Source organism: Kitasatospora sp. NPDC096140, assembly GCF_040303045.1.
Classification (GTDB): Bacteria; Actinomycetota; Actinomycetes; order Streptomycetales; family Streptomycetaceae; genus Kitasatospora.
The window spans coordinates 186,689-204,190 of sequence record NZ_JBEOUW010000003.1; the positions used below are offsets into that span (position 1 = coordinate 186,689).

General features: G+C 75.1%; 14 protein-coding genes and 1 tRNA gene. 6 read left to right on the plus strand and 9 right to left on the minus strand.

The window, feature by feature from the left end; genetic code table 11:
- The first annotated feature begins 184 nt into the window (after positions 1 to 184).
- The 5 genes from ABT048_RS04215 to ABT048_RS04235 all read left to right on the plus strand — a co-directional run bounded on the left by ABT048_RS04215 (position 185) and on the right by ABT048_RS04235 (position 5,644).
- Positions 185 to 1,465 (plus strand): aspartate kinase, encoded by a 1,281-nt coding sequence (locus tag ABT048_RS04215; protein ID WP_350519761.1) that lies wholly within the window; start codon positions 185 to 187, stop codon positions 1,463 to 1,465.
- A gap of 28 nt (positions 1,466 to 1,493) precedes the next feature.
- Entirely contained in the window at positions 1,494 to 2,564 is a 1,071-nt protein-coding gene (locus tag ABT048_RS04220) for an aspartate-semialdehyde dehydrogenase (protein ID WP_350519762.1), read from the plus strand.
- Between the two features lie 277 nt (positions 2,565 to 2,841).
- Positions 2,842 to 3,387 (plus strand): SigE family RNA polymerase sigma factor, encoded by a 546-nt coding sequence (locus ABT048_RS04225; RefSeq protein ID WP_350519763.1) that lies wholly within the window; start codon positions 2,842 to 2,844, stop codon positions 3,385 to 3,387.
- Positions 3,380 to 4,702: a hypothetical protein gene (locus tag ABT048_RS04230; protein WP_350519764.1), complete on the plus strand. Its 1,323-nt coding sequence runs from the start codon at positions 3,380 to 3,382 to the stop codon at positions 4,700 to 4,702. Before ABT048_RS04225 ends, ABT048_RS04230 begins: the two co-directional genes overlap by 8 nt.
- 129 nt (positions 4,703 to 4,831) lie before the next feature.
- Positions 4,832 to 5,644, plus strand: coding sequence for an SURF1 family protein (locus ABT048_RS04235; RefSeq protein WP_350519765.1), 813 nt, complete (start codon positions 4,832 to 4,834; stop codon positions 5,642 to 5,644).
- 61 nt (positions 5,645 to 5,705) lie between these two features.
- Here the strand turns inward: ABT048_RS04235 and ABT048_RS04240 are convergent, their stop codons facing one another.
- The 4 genes from ABT048_RS04240 to ABT048_RS04255 form a co-directional block, all read right to left on the minus strand.
- Positions 5,706 to 6,368, minus strand: coding sequence for a hypothetical protein (locus ABT048_RS04240; RefSeq protein WP_350519766.1), 663 nt, complete (start codon positions 6,366 to 6,368; stop codon positions 5,706 to 5,708).
- On the minus strand, positions 6,365 to 8,227 hold the full coding sequence (locus tag ABT048_RS04245; RefSeq protein WP_350519767.1) for a S9 family peptidase: 1,863 nt from the start codon (positions 8,225 to 8,227) through the stop codon (positions 6,365 to 6,367). Before ABT048_RS04245 ends, ABT048_RS04240 begins: the two co-directional genes overlap by 4 nt.
- A gap of 297 nt (positions 8,228 to 8,524) precedes the next feature.
- Complete coding sequence (locus ABT048_RS04250; RefSeq protein ID WP_350519768.1) at positions 8,525 to 10,057, minus strand: MFS transporter; 1,533 nt, start codon at positions 10,055 to 10,057, stop codon at positions 8,525 to 8,527.
- A gap of 139 nt (positions 10,058 to 10,196) precedes the next feature.
- Positions 10,197 to 10,574, minus strand: coding sequence for a nuclear transport factor 2 family protein (locus ABT048_RS04255; RefSeq protein WP_350519769.1), 378 nt, complete (start codon positions 10,572 to 10,574; stop codon positions 10,197 to 10,199).
- Positions 10,575 to 10,795: 221 nt separating this feature from the next.
- On the opposite strand from ABT048_RS04255, the gene ABT048_RS04260 reads away from it, so the two are divergent.
- Positions 10,796 to 13,624, plus strand: coding sequence for an AAA family ATPase (locus ABT048_RS04260; RefSeq protein ID WP_350519770.1), 2,829 nt, complete (start codon positions 10,796 to 10,798; stop codon positions 13,622 to 13,624).
- Between the two features lie 446 nt (positions 13,625 to 14,070).
- Here ABT048_RS04260 and ABT048_RS04265 read toward each other — a convergent pair.
- From ABT048_RS04265 to ABT048_RS04285, 5 genes are all read right to left on the minus strand, one after another.
- A tRNA-Pro gene (locus ABT048_RS04265) sits at positions 14,071 to 14,144 on the minus strand.
- Between the two features lie 100 nt (positions 14,145 to 14,244).
- Entirely contained in the window at positions 14,245 to 15,189 is a 945-nt protein-coding gene (locus ABT048_RS04270; protein ID WP_350519771.1) for a metallophosphoesterase, read from the minus strand.
- Positions 15,190 to 15,500: 311 nt separating this feature from the next.
- Positions 15,501 to 15,872, minus strand: a complete 372-nt coding sequence (gene panD / locus ABT048_RS04275) for an aspartate 1-decarboxylase (protein WP_350519772.1) — start codon at positions 15,870 to 15,872, stop codon at positions 15,501 to 15,503.
- A 92-nt stretch (positions 15,873 to 15,964) separates the two neighbouring features.
- Positions 15,965 to 17,224, minus strand: a complete 1,260-nt coding sequence (locus ABT048_RS04280; protein WP_350519773.1) for a beta-ketoacyl-[acyl-carrier-protein] synthase family protein — start codon at positions 17,222 to 17,224, stop codon at positions 15,965 to 15,967.
- Positions 17,221 to 17,439: an MbtH family protein gene (locus tag ABT048_RS04285; RefSeq protein WP_350519774.1), complete on the minus strand. Its 219-nt coding sequence runs from the start codon at positions 17,437 to 17,439 to the stop codon at positions 17,221 to 17,223. Before ABT048_RS04285 ends, ABT048_RS04280 begins: the two co-directional genes overlap by 4 nt.
- Positions 17,440 to 17,502 lie beyond the last annotated feature (63 nt).

Below are 17,502 nucleotides of genomic sequence, written 5' to 3' on the forward strand. Positions count from 1 at the left end.
CCGCAGACCTGCCTGTCCGGCCACCCACCCCGCCGATCACCTGCTGAAACAGGTGTCTCATCATATGGAAAGCGCCGGTCGGAGCACCCCTGCTCGGTAGACTGGCGCCGACCGCACACCCCCCTCCCCCGGGGGGTGCGGGGGCCCGGAGCCCCCGGAAGACGACACGAGTCGAGGAGCGCACGTGGGCCTTGTCGTGCAGAAGTACGGCGGCTCATCCGTTGCGGATGCCGAGGGCATCAAGCGCGTGGCCCGTCGAATCGTTGACGCCAAGAAGGCCGGCCATGAGGTCGTCGTCGTGGTGTCCGCGATGGGCGACACGACGGACGAGCTCATCGAACTCGCGGAGCAGGTGTCACCGATCCCTGCCGGCCGCGAGTTCGACATGCTGCTGACCGCCGGGGAGCGCATCTCCATGGCGCTGCTGGCCATGGCGATCAAATCCCTGGGTCACGAGGCCCAGTCCTTCACGGGCAGTCAGGCCGGCGTCATCACCGACTCCGTCCACAACAAGGCGCGCATCATCGACGTGACGCCGGGCCGCATCCGCACCGCCCTGGACCAGGGCAACATCGCGATCGTGGCCGGCTTCCAGGGCGTGTCCCAGTCCAGCAAGGACATCACCACGCTGGGCCGGGGCGGCTCGGACACGACCGCCGTCGCCCTCGCCGCCGCCCTCAAGGCCGAGGTCTGCGAGATCTACACCGACGTGGACGGCGTGTTCACCGCCGACCCGCGCGTGGTGAAGAAGGCCCGCAAGATCGACTGGATCGCCTACGAGGACATGCTGGAGCTGGCGTCCTCCGGCTCCAAGGTGCTGCTCGACCGCTGTGTGGAGTACGCCCGGCGCTACAACATCCCGATTCACGTACGCTCGTCCTTCTCGGGTCTTCCCGGGACGATCGTCAGCAACGACAACCCGAACAAGCCCGAAGGGGGCGAGATGGAGCAGGCCATCATCTCCGGAGTCGCCCACGACACCTCCGAGGCCAAGGTCACCGTCGTCGGCGTGCCCGACAAGCCGGGCGAGGCCGCCCGGATCTTCCGCGCCATCGCCGACGCCGAGGTCAACATCGACATGGTGGTGCAGAACGTCTCCGCCGCGTCGACCGGCCTGACCGACATCTCCTTCACCCTGCCCAAGACCGAGGGCCAGAAGGCCATCGACGCGCTCGGCCGGGTCAAGGAGGGCATCGGCTACGAGTCGCTGCGCTACGACGACGCGATCGGCAAGATCTCGCTCGTCGGCGCCGGCATGCGCTCCAACCCGGGCGTCACCGCGACCTTCTTCGAGGCGCTGTCCGCCGCGGGCGTCAACATCGAGCTGATCTCCACCTCGGAGATCCGCATCTCGGTGGTCACCCGCGCCGATGACGTGCCGGAGGCCGTCCGCGCCGTGCACAGCGCCTTCGGCCTGGACAGCGAGACGGACGAGGCCGTCGTCTACGGCGGCACCGGGCGATGACCCGGGAGCGGAGCGGGAGCACCGGGCGATGACCCGGCGGCCGAACCTCGCCGTCGTCGGCGCCACCGGCGCGGTCGGCGAGGTGCTGCTCGGCCTGCTCTCGCTCCGTCAGGACGTCTGGGGCGAGGTCCGACTCGTCGCCTCCCCGCGCTCGGCCGGCCGCAAGCCGGTCGTGCGCGGCGAGGCCGTCGAGGTCGTCCCGCTGACCGAGGAGGCCTTCAGCGGGATCGACGTCGCCGTGTTCGCCGTCCCGGACGCGGTCTCCGCCCAGTGGGCGCCGATCGCGGCGGCCAAGGGCATCGTGGTGGTCGACGACTCCGCCGCCTTCCGCACCGCCGAGGACGTGCCGCTGGTCGTCCCCGAGGTCAACGCGGCCGCCCTGCGGATCCGCCCGCGCGGCATCGTCGCCAGCCCGGCCAGCACCACCCTGGCGATGATCGCGGCGGTCGGCGCACTGCACGCCGAGTACGGGCTGGCACAGCTCGTGGTCGCCTCCTACCAGGCCGCCGACGGCGAGGGCCGCGCCGGGGAGGCGGCCCTGCGCGAGCAGACCGCGCTGGTGGCGGGCACGGACGTCGGCCGGCAGACCGGCGACCTGCGCGCGGTGATCGCCGACCACGGGCCGTTCGCCGCCCCGCTCGCGCTCAACGCCGTGCCCTGGACCGGCGGACTGCGCGAGGGCGGCTGGGCCGCCGAGGAGCTGGGCATCCGCGACGAGTCCCGCAAGATCCTCGGCCTGCCCGCCCTGAAGGTCTCCGCGACCTGCGTCCACATCCCGGTCGTCCGCACCCACGCGCTGGCCGTGCACGCGCGGTTCGAACGGGAAGTCACCCAGGAGCACGCGCAGGAGATCCTGCGGGACGCGCCCGGCGTGGTCCTCTACGACGACCCGGCCGCGGGCGAGTTCCCGACGCCGAACGACGTGGTCGGGACCGACCCGGTCTGGGTCGGGCGGGTGCGCCGCGCCCTGGACGAGCCGGACGCGCTGGACCTGTTCCTCTGCGGGGACAACCTGCGCAAGGGGGCGGCGCTCAACCTGGTCCAGATCGCCGAGTTGGTGGCGGGTGAACTGACGGTGGAGCAGGACGTCGAACCCTGACGCCGCTTCCGATCTGCCCGCTTATGGACGCACCTGTGTCCATACCTGTGTCCGCTCCTCGACACAATCTGTCCGGAATCCCGAGGGAATCCCCTGGAGGCCTCTTCCGCCCATGCGGAAGAATGGTCCCCGGGCTGGGCAACCATGACAGGGGATCGAGTGTCCAACGGGCGTGGCGAACGTGATGGTGGGGGCAAGGGCGGGCATCCCGGCGAGGGCCGCGGTGTCGTTCCCCTCGCGCGCCCCGTGGCCTGCGAGTAGGCCGGAAGACGACCAGATGACGGCGGCCGCACCCGGTGCGGCGGACTCCGGCGCCGGTACCGACGCGGGTACCAGCGAGGACCTGCTCACCGAGACCTACCAGGCGCACTACCGCTCGCTGCTGCGGCTCGCCGCGCTGCTCCTGGACGACCTCTCGACCTGCGAGGACGTCGTCCAGGAGGCGTTCATCCGGGTGCACGCCGCCCGGCGCCGGGTTCGCGAGCCCGAGAAGACCCTGGCCTACCTGCGGCAGACGGTCGTCAACCTGTCCCGCTCCACACTGCGCCGCCGGATCCTCGGTCTGAGACTGCTGCAGAAGCCCATGCCTGACATGGCCAGTGCAGAAGAAGGTGCCTACGATGCCCTGGAGCGCGACCAGTTGAAGGCCGCGCTGCGTGGTCTGCAACGCCGTCAGCGGGAGGTTCTGGTGCTGCGTTACTTCGTGGACATGACGGAGGCGCAGGTCGCCGACACCCTGGGCATCTCGCTCGGCTCGGTGAAGGCCTACGGATCGCGCGGACTCGCCGCCCTGCGCGCGCAGATGGAGGCCGGTCATGGCTGAGGCGGCGGCGGGCGGCGGGCGACGGGGGGCGGACGGCGTACCGTCCGAGGGCCCGGGCACGCCGGAGGCCTTCCCGGCCGCCCAGGCCGCCCCGGCGGCGTCGGTGACCTCGGCGGTCGCGGAGCTCTCAGGACGGGCCCCGGGGGCCTCGGGACGGGCCGCAGGGCTCTCGGGAGGGGCCGCGGAGCTCTCGGGACCGGTCGAGCTGTCGCCCGACGAGCGGGCGGTGCGGGAACTGCTGCACCACGCCGTCGCCGGGATCCAACCCTCGGCCGCCGGACTGCCCCGGATCCGGCGGGCCGTACCCCGCCGGCGGACCGCCCGGCGCGGAGCCTGGACCGGCGCAGCCGCCCTCGCGTTCGCCGTCGCGATCGCCCTGCCCGTCCTGCACGAGGGAGAGCACCTCGGACTCTCCGGCGGCCCCGGCTCGGCCGACGCCAAGAGCCCGGCCGCCACCGCCCCCAGCGGCGCCGTCATCGGCGCCACCGGCACCGGCACCGCTCCGCGTACCGGCCCGAGCGGCACCGGGGACGCCTCGCCCGCCGCCGGCACGGCCGGCGCCTCCCGCACCCCCGGCACCGGGGCCACGCGCACCGACGGCACCGTCTCGCCCACCGGGACCTCCGGGGCCGGCGACGGCGGCATCATCCCGCTCTGCACCCGCACCGACCTCGGCGACGGCGCCGCGCAGGTCGGTTCGGCCGACGCGGCGGGACGGATCTTCGGCTCGTTCACCGTCTACAACGTCTCCGGGCACAGCTGCCGCCTCGGCGGGCCCGGTGCGGTCGCCGTCACCGGCGTCAGCGGCGGCGACCGCAACCGCATCCGCACCGCCGACCACTCCCCGGGCGATCCGGCCGGCGGCCTGACCGCCATGGACGCCGAACCGCCGGTGCTCGCCCCGCAGGGCGGCTACCGGCTGCCGTTCGCCTGGATCCCCGACCCGAGCTGCACCGTGGCGGGCGGCGCCACCAGCGCCCCGACCGGCGCCAACCGGGTGTCCCTGACCACGCAGGTCCCCGCGGCCTCGGGCGGGCCGGCCTCCGGCGCCTCCGCCGCCCCCAGCTCCAACCCGCAGGCCACCTCGTCCCCCTCGGCGGGCCCCACCTCGGCCCCCAGCCCCACCGCCACCCCGACCACCGACCCCACCGGTCCGGCCCCCACCGCCACCATCGCCCACACCCCCGCCCCGGGCAGCCCCACCGCCGCCACGGCGACGCTGCCGCTGGCCTGCAGCGGGACGCTGTACCGGGGCGGTGTGCAGGCGGTGCCGGGTGCGGTGCCGCAGCCGTCGGGTTCGCCTTCGGCGGGGTGACGGGCCCTCGCCCCCGCCGGGCCGGCGTGTCCGGGGCAGGGCGAAGGGGCGGGCCGACGGGGTGGGCCGACGGGGCCAGGGCCGGGCCCGGGGGCCGGACGGGTGTGAGGAGTGGTTACCGTGGGGGGTGTGTACCGGTTCCTCCTGACTCCGCGCTGGCTGGGCGGCACTGCTCTGGCCGTGGCGGCCGTGGCGGTGTGCGTGTGGCTGGGCTCCTGGCAGCTCGGTCGGTTCGAGGACCGGGTGTCCACGCACAACGAGACCAAGCAGGCGCTCGCCGCATCGGGTGACGCCAGGCCGATCGACGCCCTGCTCAACCAGGTGACGCCGCAGGTGACCACGGAGACCGTCGGCAAGTCCGTCACCGTCACCGGCAGCTACGACACCGAGCACCAGCTCCTCGTCCCCAATCGGGTGGTGGACGGCAAGCAGGGCTACTACGTGCTCACCCCGCTGCGCACCGCCGACGGGCACGCCGTGGCCGTGGTGCGCGGGTGGGCGCCCGGGGCGCCGGGCACGGGGGCCGCCGGGGCGACCGCCGGGGCGAGCGCCGTCGGGCCGCCGCCGGACGGATCGGTGACGGTGTCCGGGCGGCTGCAGGCCAACGAGGCCGTGGGCAGCAACGGTGCGGTGGCCGGCGGCCTGCCGGCCGGGCAGCTCGGCATGATCAACCGGGCCTCGCTGCTGAACGTGCTGGAGTACGACGGCTGGTACGACGGCTGGGTGGCCGCCGACGAGGCGCCCGCCGGGCTGACCCCCGTACCGACCGTGCAGCCGCAGGGCGGGGACGGTCTCACCCTGCGCGCGTTCCAGAACCTGGGCTACACGCTGGAGTGGTTCGTCTTCGGCGGCTTCGTCGTCTTCATGTGGTACCGCCTGATGCGCCGTGAGGCGGAGGCGGAACAGGACCGGGCCCTGGGGCTGGACCCGGTCCTGGAGTAGCGGCTGACGGCTGACGGCTGCGGGCCGGCCGGGGGATGACCTCCCGGCCGGCCCCCCGGCCTCAGCGCTTGGTCGGCAGCGGCGGCGCCACCGTCGGCTTGACCGGCGGCAGGGTCGGCAGCGCCGGTGCCGTCGGGGCCGGCGTCGGTATCAGCGGTTGGGTCGAGGCGGTCGAGGCGGTCGGCACGGGCGTCGGGTTGCCGAAGCAGCGGCTGTGGTTGCTGCCGGTGTTGTCGTCCGAGTCGTAGTGGTCGATGTGGTGGTGCACGGTGCGCCCGGTCTTCGAGCCCTTGGAGCCGGACGACCCTGACGAGCCGGACGAGCCGGACGACCCCGATGAGCCCGATGAGCCCTTGGAACCGCTCTTGCCCTTCGAGCCCTTGGCCAGCTGGACCGGGCCCTCCCCGTCGGCCGGCTCGTGCGAGGTGCGGGCGGCCCCGGCGTCGTACAGCCCGTACGGCTCGTACGCCGGGTACGCCGTGTACGCCGCCGGTACCACGGAGGTCGAGGTGCCCGCTCCGACCGCGCTCGCCCGGGTCGCCGTGGCGAGCGGCGTGGCGGGTGGTGCGGCCGGTGGTGCCGCCGGGACCGCGGGCGCGGTGGTGGGTGCGCCCGGCACGGCCGGGGGCGGGCAGGCCGCACTGTCGCTGCGCGAACCGGAGCAGCCGGTGAGCACCAGGGCCCCGGCCAGCACCGCCCCCGCGAGCATCAGCACACGTCTCACGCCGACTCCCCGTCCCCGTCGCGCCCGGCCGGGGCCAGGTGCCGTCGGACGAAGTCGATCTCCAGCCGCAGCTGCTTGATCCGCTCCTCCACGACCAGCGACCCGTGTCCGGCGTCGTACCGGTACACCTCGTGCGGCTTGCCGAGCTGCTCCAGCCGCTCGACGTAGTTGTCGATCTGCCGGATCGGGCAGCGCGGGTCGTTGACCCCGGCGCTGATGTACACCGGCACCCGCACCTGCTCGACGTAGGTCAGCGGCGAGGAGGCGGTGAAGCGGTCCGGGACCTCCTCCGGCGTGCCGCCGAAGAGCGTGCGGTCCAGCGACTTGAGCGCCTCCATCTCGTCGGCGTACGCGGTGTGGTAGTCCGCGACCGGCACGGCGGCGACGCCGAGCGCCCAGACGTCGGGCTGGACACCGAGGCCGAGCAGGGTCAGGTAGCCGCCCCAGCTGCCGCCGGTGAGCACCAGCCGGCGCGGATCGGCGAGGCCGCTGTCGACCGCCCACTCCCGGACCGCCGCGATGTCCTCCAGCTCGATCAGGCCGACCCGCTCGTGCAGGGCGTCGGTCCAGGCCTGGCCGTAGCCGGTCGAGCCGCGGTAGTTGACCCGGACCACCGCGAAGCCGTGGTCCAGCCAGGCGGCCGGGCCGGCGGCGAAGGAGTCGCTGTCGTGGTGGGTCGGGCCGCCGTGGACCTCGAACACGGTCGGGAGGGGGCCGTCCTCGGGGCTGCTCCCGGCCGGCCGCTGCACGAGGGCGTGCACCCGGCCGCCGGGCCCGTCCACCCAGACGTCCTCGACCGGGACCGACCCGGGCGGCACCGCGCCGGGCGCCCGCAGCACGACCGTCCCCGCGGTGGAACGGACCGCCGACGGCTCGGCGGCGGAGGACCACAGGTACTCGACGGTGCCGTCCGGACGGGCGGTGGCGCCGCCGACGGTGCCGCGCGGGGTGTCGAGGCGGGTGAGCCGGCCGTCGGCGAGCGCGTACGAGAACAGCTCGCTGCGCGCCTCGTACTCGTGCTCGACCAGCAGCTCGCCGGCGCCGGGGCGCCACTGCGCGGAGACGTCGCCGGGCAGTTCACGGCCCTGCTCGTCGCGCAGCGGCAGCGCGGTCTCGGCACCGGTGGCCACGTCCCAGATCATCGGCTCCCAGCGGCCGGTGCGCTGGTGCGCGACCAGCAGACGGGTGTCGCCCTCGACCGGGGCGAAGCCGAGGCAGGCCACGCCGCGCGGCTCGTCCCGGCCGGTCACCTCGTCCAGTTCGGCGACGGTCTCGACGGTGCCGGTGCCGCTGATGCGCACGACCCGGATCGCGGAGTGCATCGCGTCGCCGTGCTCGGTGTGGTCGACGGCCAGCAGGGTGCCGTCGTGGCTGAGGTCGCCGACGCCGCCGTACTCCGCGTGCCGGTAGATCTCGACCGGCTCGGAGGCACCGGGGAGGCGCAGGTGCAGGGTGGTGCCGTCCTCGTCGGTGGAGCGGCCGACGACCACGGTGCCGTTGCGGCCGAGGGCCAGGCCGGCCGAGTAGGAGGGGGCGAGGCCGGGCACGGCCTCCTCGTCCGGGCCGCCCGCGAACGGCTGGCGGCGCCAGACGCCGAACTCGTCGCCGTCGTGGTCGTCGAACCACCAGACCCAGTCGCCGTCGGGGGACAGCTCGGCGTCGGTGGTGCCGTTCGGGCGGTCGGTGACCCGGCGGTGGGCGCCGGTGGCGCGGTCCCAGGCGTAGACCTCGTAGGTGCCGGTCGCGTTGGACACGTACAGCGCCCGGTCGGGGGCGTCCTCGGCCCAGTCGGGCAGTGACACCCGGGCCGCCCTGAACCGCTGCTCCCACGCCGGGACGGCGCTCTTCTCCTCGCTCATCCGACCATCCAACCCGATCGGGGGGAGGGAATGGAACGGGCGGGTGGGCCTGAGGCCCACCCGCCGGGTGGTTCGGGGGTGTTCACGAGGGTCGCGCCCGTTCGTGCCCGCCCGGCCCCCGGGGTGCCGGGTGCCGGGCGGGTCCTGCGGGGTCGGTCCGCGGGGCGGGTCCTGCAGGGTCGGTCCGCGGGGCGGCAGGTGCCGGGCGGGTCCTGCAGGGTCTGTCCGCGGGGCGGTTCCTGCGGGGTGGTTCGGTTTCTGCGGAGCGGCCCGCCGGGCTTCCGGGCGTGCCGGGCTTCAGGTCCGGCGGGGCAGCAGTCGGACCAGGCCCACGAGCACCAGCTCCAGCACCGCCAGCACCAGCACGCTGCGGCCGAAGGCAGCGGTCGGGTCGCCGGCGCCGTAGTAGACGAGGCCGATCAGCGCGATCCCGAGCGCCCCGCCGACCTGCTGCACGGTGGACACCACCCCGGCGGCGGAGCCGGCCAGCCGCGGCTCGACGCCCTCCAGGACGACGGCGGTGACCGGGGCGATCACCAGACCCATGCCGAGGCCGTCCACGAACAGGCCGGGGGCCAGCCACCAGACGCTGCCGTCCGCGACGTCGAACACGGCGAGGGCGAGCAGGCCCAGCCCGGCGGTCATCAGCAGCCCGCCGACGGTGATCGTGCGGCGGCCGCCGAGACGGGCGGTGACCCGGTGGGTGGTGTTGGAGGTGATCAGGTAGCCGAGGCCGATCGCGGTGAAGACCAGCCCGGCGCCGAGCGCGTCCAGGCCGCGGCCGAACTGCAGGTGCAGGGCGAGCACCAGGAAGAAGGAGCCCTGGCCGAGCCAGAAGGCGAGTTGGGCGAGCACACCGGCGCTGAAGGCGCGGCTGTGGAAGAGGCGGGTGTCGACCAGCGGGGTGGTGTTGCCGGTGCCGGCGGTGGCGGAGTTGGCAGCGGTGGCGGTGTCGCGCGGGGTGGCGCGGTGCTGGTGCACGGCGAACGCGGCCAGCAGGACGAGCGAGGCACCGAGGCAGAGCACCGTCCACAGCGGCCAGCCCAGCTGGGGTCCCTGGATGAGCGGGAGCACCAGGGCGGTCATCGCGGTGGAGACCAGCAGCACGCCGACCGGGTCCAGCCCGGGCCGCTGCGGGGCGCGGGACTCCGGCAGGGAGCGGCGGACCATCGCCAGGGCGACCAGGCCGATCGGCAGGTTGATCAGGAAGCAGCTGCGCCAGCCCAGGCCGAAGAGGTCAGCCCGGATCAGCAGCCCGCCGATCAGCTGCCCGAACACCGCGCCGACGCCCATCGTCAGCCCGTACCGGGCGAAGGCCCGTGCCTGCGCCGCCCCGCTGAACGCGGTCCGCAGGATCGCCAGCACCTGCGGTCCCATCAACGCCGCCGACAGGCCCTGCACCACCCGGGCACCGACCAGCGCGGCGGCGGTGGGGGCGAAGCCGCAGCCCGCGGAGGCCAGGGTGAAGAGGGCCAGGCCGAGGCCGAACACCCGGCGGCGGCCGTAGCGGTCGCCGAGCCGCCCCGCGGTGACCAGGCCGGCTGCGAGGGCCAGGCTGAAGCCGGCCATCACCCACTGGACGGCGGCCGGGCCGGCGCCCAGGTCGGCCTGGAGCGAGGGGAGGGCGACGTTGACGACGAAGACGTCGAGGGCGGTCATGAAGGTGGCGGTCAGGACGACCGGCAGCAGGCCCCTGGGGGGCGTGGCCGGCGTGGCCGGCGTGGCTGGCGTGTTCGGGGCTGCGGTGGGCGGGTCCGGCGGGGCTGCGGTGGTCGGGGCTGCGGCGGGCGGGGCCATGGCGGGCCGCCGGGCGTCCAGGGCGGTGCTCATCTCGGGCTCTCCTCAAGGGGTCGGTGGGGCGGCGGGCCGGAGGCCGGTTCGGGAGGGCGGTGGGCTTGGGGCAGCGGGCCGGCGAGGGGCGGGCCGAGGGGGAAGGGGCCCGCCCCTTGCGCAAGCGGGGAGCGGTGGCTCAGGCGCCCGGCACGCGGTCGAGGAAGCCGTACACCGCGCCGATCCGACCGTCCGGGGTGGCCGTCAGCACGTCGAAGCCGATCACCACCGGCTCCGCGCCGGCCGGACCGAGGTTCCAGGTGAAGCGGGCGATGTCGTGGTGCGCGTCCACCGGGCCGAGGGTGAACTCCAGCCCCGGGAACTGCGCCTGGGCCGCGCCGATCAGCGCGTCGATCGCGTCCCGGCCGGTGACCGCGGCCAGCGGGTCGGTGTAGCGGCCGTCCTCCGCCCACACCTCGTCGATCAGCTTGCGGCGGGCCGCCGGGTCCGTCTCGTTCCACACCGCGAGGTAGCGCTCGGCGAGCTGCTGGAGGGCGGCGGTGGTGATCTCGGTCATCGTCATCTCCTGTGTTCCGGTGGGGTGTTGGCCGGTCGTTCCCGGTGCTCACCAAGGTAGGGAGCGGCGCGCGGCGGCGAATCGGTCACGTATAGGCATGGGGGTACGTAGGTCCGTGGTCCGTACCGGGGTGCCGGGGTGCCCGTGCCGGGGGCGCCGTGTCCCCGCCCGCCGTGGTTCCGCGCTGGGGTGGCACGGGCCGGATGGGTAGGGTCGAGGGCATGTTGTACGGGAGGGAACACGAACAGTCCGTCGTGGACGGACTGTTGGACGCGGCACGGGCCGGCCGCAGCGGCGTCCTGCTGCTCCGCGGCGAGGCCGGCATCGGCAAGACCGCGCTGCTGGACGACGCCGTCGCGCGGGCGGGGGAGACGTTCCGAGTGATCCGGGCAGCGGGCGTCGAGTACGAGGCCGAGCTGCCGTACGCCGGGCTGAGCCTGCTGCTCGCGCCCGGCCTCGACCGGCTGGACGCCCTGCCGGGGCCGCAACGGCGGGCCCTGGAAGCAGCGTTCGGGCTGGCCGACGGCGGGGCGGGCGAGGCGGGCGGGGCGGCCGAAGCGTCCGGGCGGGCCGTCGACCAGCCGGGCGGCCAGCAGGCCGAACGGCCGACCGACCGGTTGCTGGTCGGGCTCGCCACGCTCGCCCTGCTCGCCGAACTGGCCTCCGATCAGCCACTGTTGTGCGTCCTGGACGATGTGCAGTGGCTGGACCGGGCCTCGCTGGACGCGCTGCTGCTGGCCGCGCGACGGTTCCAGGCCGAGGGGGTGGCCCTGCTGCTCGCCTCCCGTACCGGCGGTGGAGCCGGTGCCGGGGCCGCTGCCGGGGCCGCCGTCGGAGCCGGCCCCGACATCTCGTCGGAGCGCCGGCTCGGCCTCCCCGAGCTGGAGGTGACCGCCCTGGCCGCGGCCGACGCCACCCGGCTGCTGGCCCGACGGACCGGCCCCGACCTGCCCGCAGCCGCCCGCGAGCGGCTGCTCGCCGAGGCCGCCGGCAACCCGCTCGCGCTCACCGAACTCCCCGTCGCCGCAGGCCCGCAGGCGCACGCACCGGGCGGCCTGCCGCTCACCAGCAGGCTGCTGATCGCCTTCCACGGGCAGGTCACCGGGCTGCCCGCGGCCACCCAGACGCTGCTCCTGGTCGCCGGCGCCGAGGAACGCGGTGAACTCGACGTCATCCTGCCCGCCGCGGTCGCGCTCGGCGTCACCGCCGAACACCTCACCCCCGCCGAAGAGGCGGGCCTGGTGACGGTCACCGCCGACCGCCGGATCGCCTTCCGGCATCCGCTGCTACGCTCCGCCATCCTCCAACGTGCGCCGCACCACCAGAAGTTGACCGTTCACCGGGCACTGGCCGACGCGCTCCCGGACGGCGACCGCCGCACCTGGCACCTCGCCCTCGCCGCCACCGCCCCCGACACCGACCTCGCCGACGCCCTGGAACGCGCCGCCGTCCGCGCCGAGCGCCGCGGCGGACACGGCGGCGCCGCCGCGTACGAGCGCGCCGCCCGGCTCACCCCGGACCGCGACGGCGCCACCCGCCGCCTCGTCCTGGCCGCCGAAGCAGCCACCGAGGAAGGCGAGTTGGCCCGCGCCGAGGCGCTCGCCGACGAGGCCGCCGGCCGTACCGACAGCGTGCTGGCCCACGCCCTGCTCGACCAGGTCCGGGCCACCGCGCACTTCTGGCGCGGCTCCTACCCCACCGCCTACCGGCTGCTGCTCGACGCCGCCGGCACCGACATCGACCCGCAGCACGCCGCCCGGATGCTGTTCCAGGCCTTCCACACCGCCTGGTACGCCGGGGCGGAACCGGTGACCGCCGTCCTCGACCGCCTCGCCGCCCTCCCCCTGGCCGACGGCGACCCCCTCGCACCGCTCGCCCGCCACCTGCCAGCCGCCGTCCTCCCCGCCCTCGGCCGACCCGTCGCACCGCCCCCACCCGTCCGGGAGGCCGCCGAGGCCGCCCGTCGAGCCGGCGCCGAGAGCCCGGTCGACCTCGTCCAACTGTGCGGCGCCACCCTCATCCTCGGCCGCGACGACGAAACCGCCGAACTCGGCGCCGAACTGATCGCCGAAGCCCGCGCCAAGGGCACCGTCGGCGTGCTGCCCACCCTGCAGTTCTTCCTCGCCGAAGCCGAGCTCTTCCACGGCCGCCACCGCGACGCCGAACTCACCGCCACCGAGGCCCTCGGCCTCGCCCGCGACACCGGCCAGCACCAGTGGGTCAGCCAACTCACCGCGCTGCTCGCCTACCTGGCCGCACTCGACGGCCGCACCGACCACTGCACCGACCTCGCCGCCACCGCCCTCGCCACCACCGGCCCGCAGAGCGCCGCCCCCGCAGCCGGCCTCCCCTGGGCCCAGTGGGCGCTCGCCCTCCTGGACCTCGGCCAGGGCCGCGCCGGCGACGCCGCCGACCGCCTGCACACCCTCACCACCGGCCCCCACCGGCACCACGTCAGCGCCACCAGGGCCGTCCCCGACCTGGTCGAGGCCGCCGTCCGCCTCGGCACCCCCGACCGCGCCGCCGAACCGTACGAGCGCTACGCCCGCTGGGCCGCCGCCGCCGACCGCCCCTGGGCCGAAGCCCTCCGACTGCGCTGCCAAGCCCTCCTCGGCCCCGACGAACTCGCCGAATCCGCCTACCGCGCCGCCCTCGACCTCCACGAACCCGGCCACCGCCCCTTCGAACAGGCCCGCACCGCCCTCCTCTACGGCGAATGGCTGCGCCGCACCCGCCGCCGCACCGACGCCCGCCCCCACCTGCGCGCCGCCCTCGAAACCTTCGACCGCCTCGCCGCCCACCCCTGGGCCGCCCGCGCCCGCACCGAACTCTCCGCCACCGGCACCCCGGCCCCCACCCCCGCAGGCACCGCCCAGTCCCCCCTCACCCCCCAGGAACTCCAGATCGCCCGCCTCGCCGCCCAGGGCCTCACCAACCGCGACATCGCCGCCCAGCTCTTCCTCAGCCCCCGCACCGTCGCCCACCACCTCTACAAGGCCTACCCGAAGCTCAACATCACCTCCCGCACCGAACTCACCACGGTCCTCTGAGCCCCGGTCCATGGCCGAACCGGTCCGGCCGACTGCTTCTACGGGTTCCTGCCGATCGGGGCGCCGGCACGCCGGCCGTGGTCGGGGGTCGGCCGGAGGGGGCGTCAACCGCGACGGCTTCCCGCGCCTGGAGAGCTCCGGGTCCGAAGGGGGAGCCGGACGGCCGGGCTGCCCACGAAGTGTGCGATGCGGTGCGGCTTCGAGACCGCCCGCCACTGCCACGCCCGGAGCCGGACGGGCATGTACCGGAAGAAGTCCCGCCGAGTGATCCGTGCCACGACGGGCCACGGTCAGTGAACTCGTCCCTGCTGGCGGATCCCGGAGGAGGAAGGGGTACGGCCCCGGCTGCCGGAGATTTTCTCCCAGGATTCTCCCGAGAGTCCCCGGAAAGCCAGTCAGGGCCGGTCTCCCTTGCGGGAGACCGGCCCTGAGCTGGTCTTACTGGGTCGGGGTGGCGGGATTTGAACCCACGGCCTCTTCGTCCCGAACGAAGCGCGCTACCAAGCTGCGCCACACCCCGGTCTTGCGGTTTGTCGCTCCGTCTCCTTCGCGACGAGTAGAACTCTACCGGACGCTCGCCGAGACACGAAATCCGGTTTCGGGCGGGCGTCCGGTGGGGGTCAGCGGGGGGCCGGGGTGAGGGTGAGCAGGGTGGCTTCGGGGGGGCAGGCGAAGCGGACGGGGGTGTAGCGGTTGGTGCCGCAGCCGGCGGAGACGTGGAGGTGGGAGCGGTGGCCGCCGGCGGTGTGGGTGGAGAGGCCCTTCACGCGGCGGGTGTCGATGTCGCAGTTGGTGACGAGCGCGCCGTAGAAGGGGATGCAGAGCTGGCCGCCGTGGGTGTGGCCGGCGAGGATCAGCGGGTAGCGGTCGGCGGTGAAGGCGTCGAGGACGCGCAGGTAGGGGGCGTGGACGACGGCGAGGGAGAGGTCGGCGTCGGGGGAGGGGCCGCCGGAGACCGCGCTGTAGCGGTCGCGGCGGATGTGCGGGTCGTCGAGGCCGGTGAATTCGAGGTCGAGGCCGTTCACGGTGAGGCGGCCGCGGGTGTTGGTCAGGTCGAGCCAGCCGGCGGCGTCGAAGCCGTCGCGGAGCTTCTCCCACGGGTTGTGGACGGCGCCGCTGATGCCGCGGCCGGCGGTGCCGTCGGGGTTGTTCATGCCGTGGATGCCGCTGCGCATGGCCTGGAGGTAGCGCGCCGGGTTCTTGCGGGCCGGACCGTAGTAGTCGTTGGAGCCGAAGACGTAGACGCCGGGGAACTCCATCAGCGGCCCGAGCGCGTCGAGGGTGGCGGGGACGCCGAGCGGGTCGGAGAGGTTGTCGCCGGTGTTGACCACGAGGTCGGGGCGCAGGGCGGCCAGGCTCTTCAGCCAGCGCTGCTTCTTGCCCTGGCCGCTCACCATGTGGATGTCGGACACCTGCAGGATCCGGAGGGGGCGGGCGCCGCGGGGGAGGACGGGGACCTCGACCCGGCGGAGGCGGAAGGCCCGGACCTCGTACCCGGCGGAGTAGGCGAGGCAGGCGGCGCCGGCGGCGGCGATGCCGAGGGGAACGGAGTACAGCGGTCGCATCAGCCCATGCTCTCAGACGGTCGATCAGCCGGTGAACGTCCGGCCGGGGCGGCGGCGGGCGCGGAGGCCGGCCGGGAGCCGTCGGCGGGCAGTGGGGTAGTGGGGCGGTGGTGCCGTCGGGGCGCGGGTGGGGACCGGTGGGGACGGGCGGGCGCGGGTGAGGGGGCGGTGATCGGGACGGCCGCCGGGGCCGAACCGGGGCGGTGGGTTACGGCATCCGGGGGGCGAGGGGGAGTGACAGGGGAACGAGGGGGAGATACAGGGGTGCCCGCCGGCTTGTGCGCGGCGGGCACCCGGGGGCGGGGCGGCGGTCAGGACGCCGGGTCGACGCCGACCTTCACCACCGCGTTGGACTTGTCCACGAACACGACGGCCGGCTTCAGGTCCGCGGCCTCGTCGTTCTCGATCGAGGCGTAGGCGATGATGATCACGGTGTCGCCCGGGTGGACCAGGCGGGCCGCGGCGCCGTTGATGCAGACCACGCCCGAGCCGCGCTCGCCCTCGATGACGTAGGTCTCCAGGCGGGCGCCGTTGTCGACGTCCACCACGTGGACCAGCTCGCCGGGCAGCAGGTCGGCGTTCTCCATCAGGACCGGGTCCAGGGTCAGCGAGCCGACGTAGTGGAGCTCGGCCTGGGTCACGGTGGCGCGGTGGATCTTCGACTTCAGCATGGTGCGTCGCACGTTCTCAACCTCACAGGTGTGGTTTTCGACAGGGGAGGGGTGGTACGGCGGGCGGGGCGGGGCAGTACGGCGGGGCGGGGTGCGGGCGGGTCTCAGCGGGTGAAGGCGAGCGACACGTTGTGACCGCCGAAGCCGGAGGCGTTGCAGAGGACGGCCGCGGGGCCGGCGGGCAGCTCGCGCGGGGTGTCCCGGACCAGGTCCAGGGCGAGGCCCTCCTCCGGGTGCTCCGCGTTGACGGTCGGCGGGACGACGCCGTCGGACAGGGACAGGACGGCCGCGACCGCCGCGAGCCCGCCCGCGGCGCCCAGCAGGTGGCCGGTCATCGACTTGATCGCCGAGACCGGGACGGCGCCCGGCCCGAACACCGTGCGCAGTGCCGCTGCCTCGGCCGCGTCGCCGGCCGGGGTGGAGGTGGCGTGCGCCTGGACGTGCCGGACCTCCGCCGGGTCGAGCCGGGCGTCGGCCAGGGCCCGGCGCAGTGCGGCGGCGAGGCCGCCGCCGTCCGGGCGCGGGCCGGTGGGGTGGTGCGCCTCGGAGGCCAGGCCGGCGCCCGCGAGGACGCCGTACCGGTGTGCCCCGCGGGCCCGGGCGTGGCGCTCGCGCTCCAGCACCAGGACGCCCGCGCCCTCGCCGAGGACGAAGCCGTCCCGGTCCCGGTCGAACGGCCGGGAGGCGCGGTGCGGCTCGTCGTTGCGGCCGGAGAGTGCGCGCATGGCGGCGAAGGCCGCGGCGACCAGCGGGTGGACGCCCGAGTCCGCACCGCCGGCCACCACGACGTCGGCGCGGCCGAGCCGGATCAGGTCCAGGGCGGTGGCGATGGCGTCGGCGCCGGCCGCGCAGGCGGTGGCCGGGGCCGACGCCTGTGCCCGGGCGTTGACGTGGAGGGCGGCCAGCGCGGCGGTGTGATTGCCCATCAGCATCGCCACGGCGTGCGGCGAGACCCGGCGCGCCCCGCGGGTGCGCAGCTCCTCGTGGTTGTTCACGACGGTGTGCACGCCGCCGATGCCGGTGCCGAGCACCACCGCGACCCGCTCCGGGTCCGGGGCGCCGGGGGTGCCGGCCGGTCCGGCGTAGCCGGCGTCCGCCCAGGCCTCGCGGACGGCGGCCAGGCCGAAGGCGCCGACCCGGTCCATCCGGCGGGCGAGCACCCGGTCCAGCAGCTCCCCGGGTTCGGCCGCGGCCCGCGCCGCGATCCGGACCGGGAGCTCGGCCGCCCAGGGGTCGTCCAGGGCCGCAACGGCTCCGCGCCCGGCGAGCAGCGCCAGCCAGGTGTCCTTGGCCGTCGCTCCGAGGGGGGTGACCGCGCCGAGTCCGGTCACCACCACGGCGTCACCGCTGCGGTCGTCCGTCATGCCGGCTCGGACTCCATGGCGGCGACCAGGCTCTGCGGCCGGATGTCGGTCCAGTTGCGCTCGATGTAGTCCAGGGACTCCTGGCGCCCGGCCTTCTCGTGGGCCACCGTCCAGCCTGCCGGGACCTCGGCGAACGCCGGCCAGAGGGAGTGCTGCGCCTCCGCGTTGCGCAGGACCAGGAACGTGCCGTCCGGGTTGTCGAAGGGGTTCTGCATCAGACTCGTGCCTTTCGTTGCGGGTCGCTCTGCGGGTCTTGTCGCGATGCGGGGCTTGTCGAG

Excerpts from the sequence above, each read along its gene's own strand:
- ABT048_RS04270 (WP_350519771.1), bottom strand. The coding sequence starts at position 15,189 with ATGCGACCGCTGTACTCCGTTCCCCTCGGCATCGCCGCCGCCGGCGCC.
- ABT048_RS04245 (WP_350519767.1), bottom strand. The coding sequence starts at position 8,227 with ATGAGCGAGGAGAAGAGCGCCGTCCCGGCGTGGGAGCAGCGGTTCAGG.
- ABT048_RS04225 (WP_350519763.1), top strand. The coding sequence starts at position 2,842 with ATGACGGCGGCCGCACCCGGTGCGGCGGACTCCGGCGCCGGTACCGAC.
- ABT048_RS04250 (WP_350519768.1), bottom strand. The coding sequence starts at position 10,057 with ATGAGCACCGCCCTGGACGCCCGGCGGCCCGCCATGGCCCCGCCCGCC.
- ABT048_RS04260 (WP_350519770.1), top strand. The coding sequence starts at position 10,796 with ATGTTGTACGGGAGGGAACACGAACAGTCCGTCGTGGACGGACTGTTG.
- ABT048_RS04255 (WP_350519769.1), bottom strand. The coding sequence starts at position 10,574 with ATGACCGAGATCACCACCGCCGCCCTCCAGCAGCTCGCCGAGCGCTAC.
- ABT048_RS04230 (WP_350519764.1), top strand. The coding sequence starts at position 3,380 with ATGGCTGAGGCGGCGGCGGGCGGCGGGCGACGGGGGGCGGACGGCGTA.
- ABT048_RS04220 (WP_350519762.1), top strand. The coding sequence starts at position 1,494 with ATGACCCGGCGGCCGAACCTCGCCGTCGTCGGCGCCACCGGCGCGGTC.
- ABT048_RS04285 (WP_350519774.1), bottom strand. The coding sequence starts at position 17,439 with ATGCAGAACCCCTTCGACAACCCGGACGGCACGTTCCTGGTCCTGCGC.
- ABT048_RS04280 (WP_350519773.1), bottom strand. The coding sequence starts at position 17,224 with ATGACGGACGACCGCAGCGGTGACGCCGTGGTGGTGACCGGACTCGGC.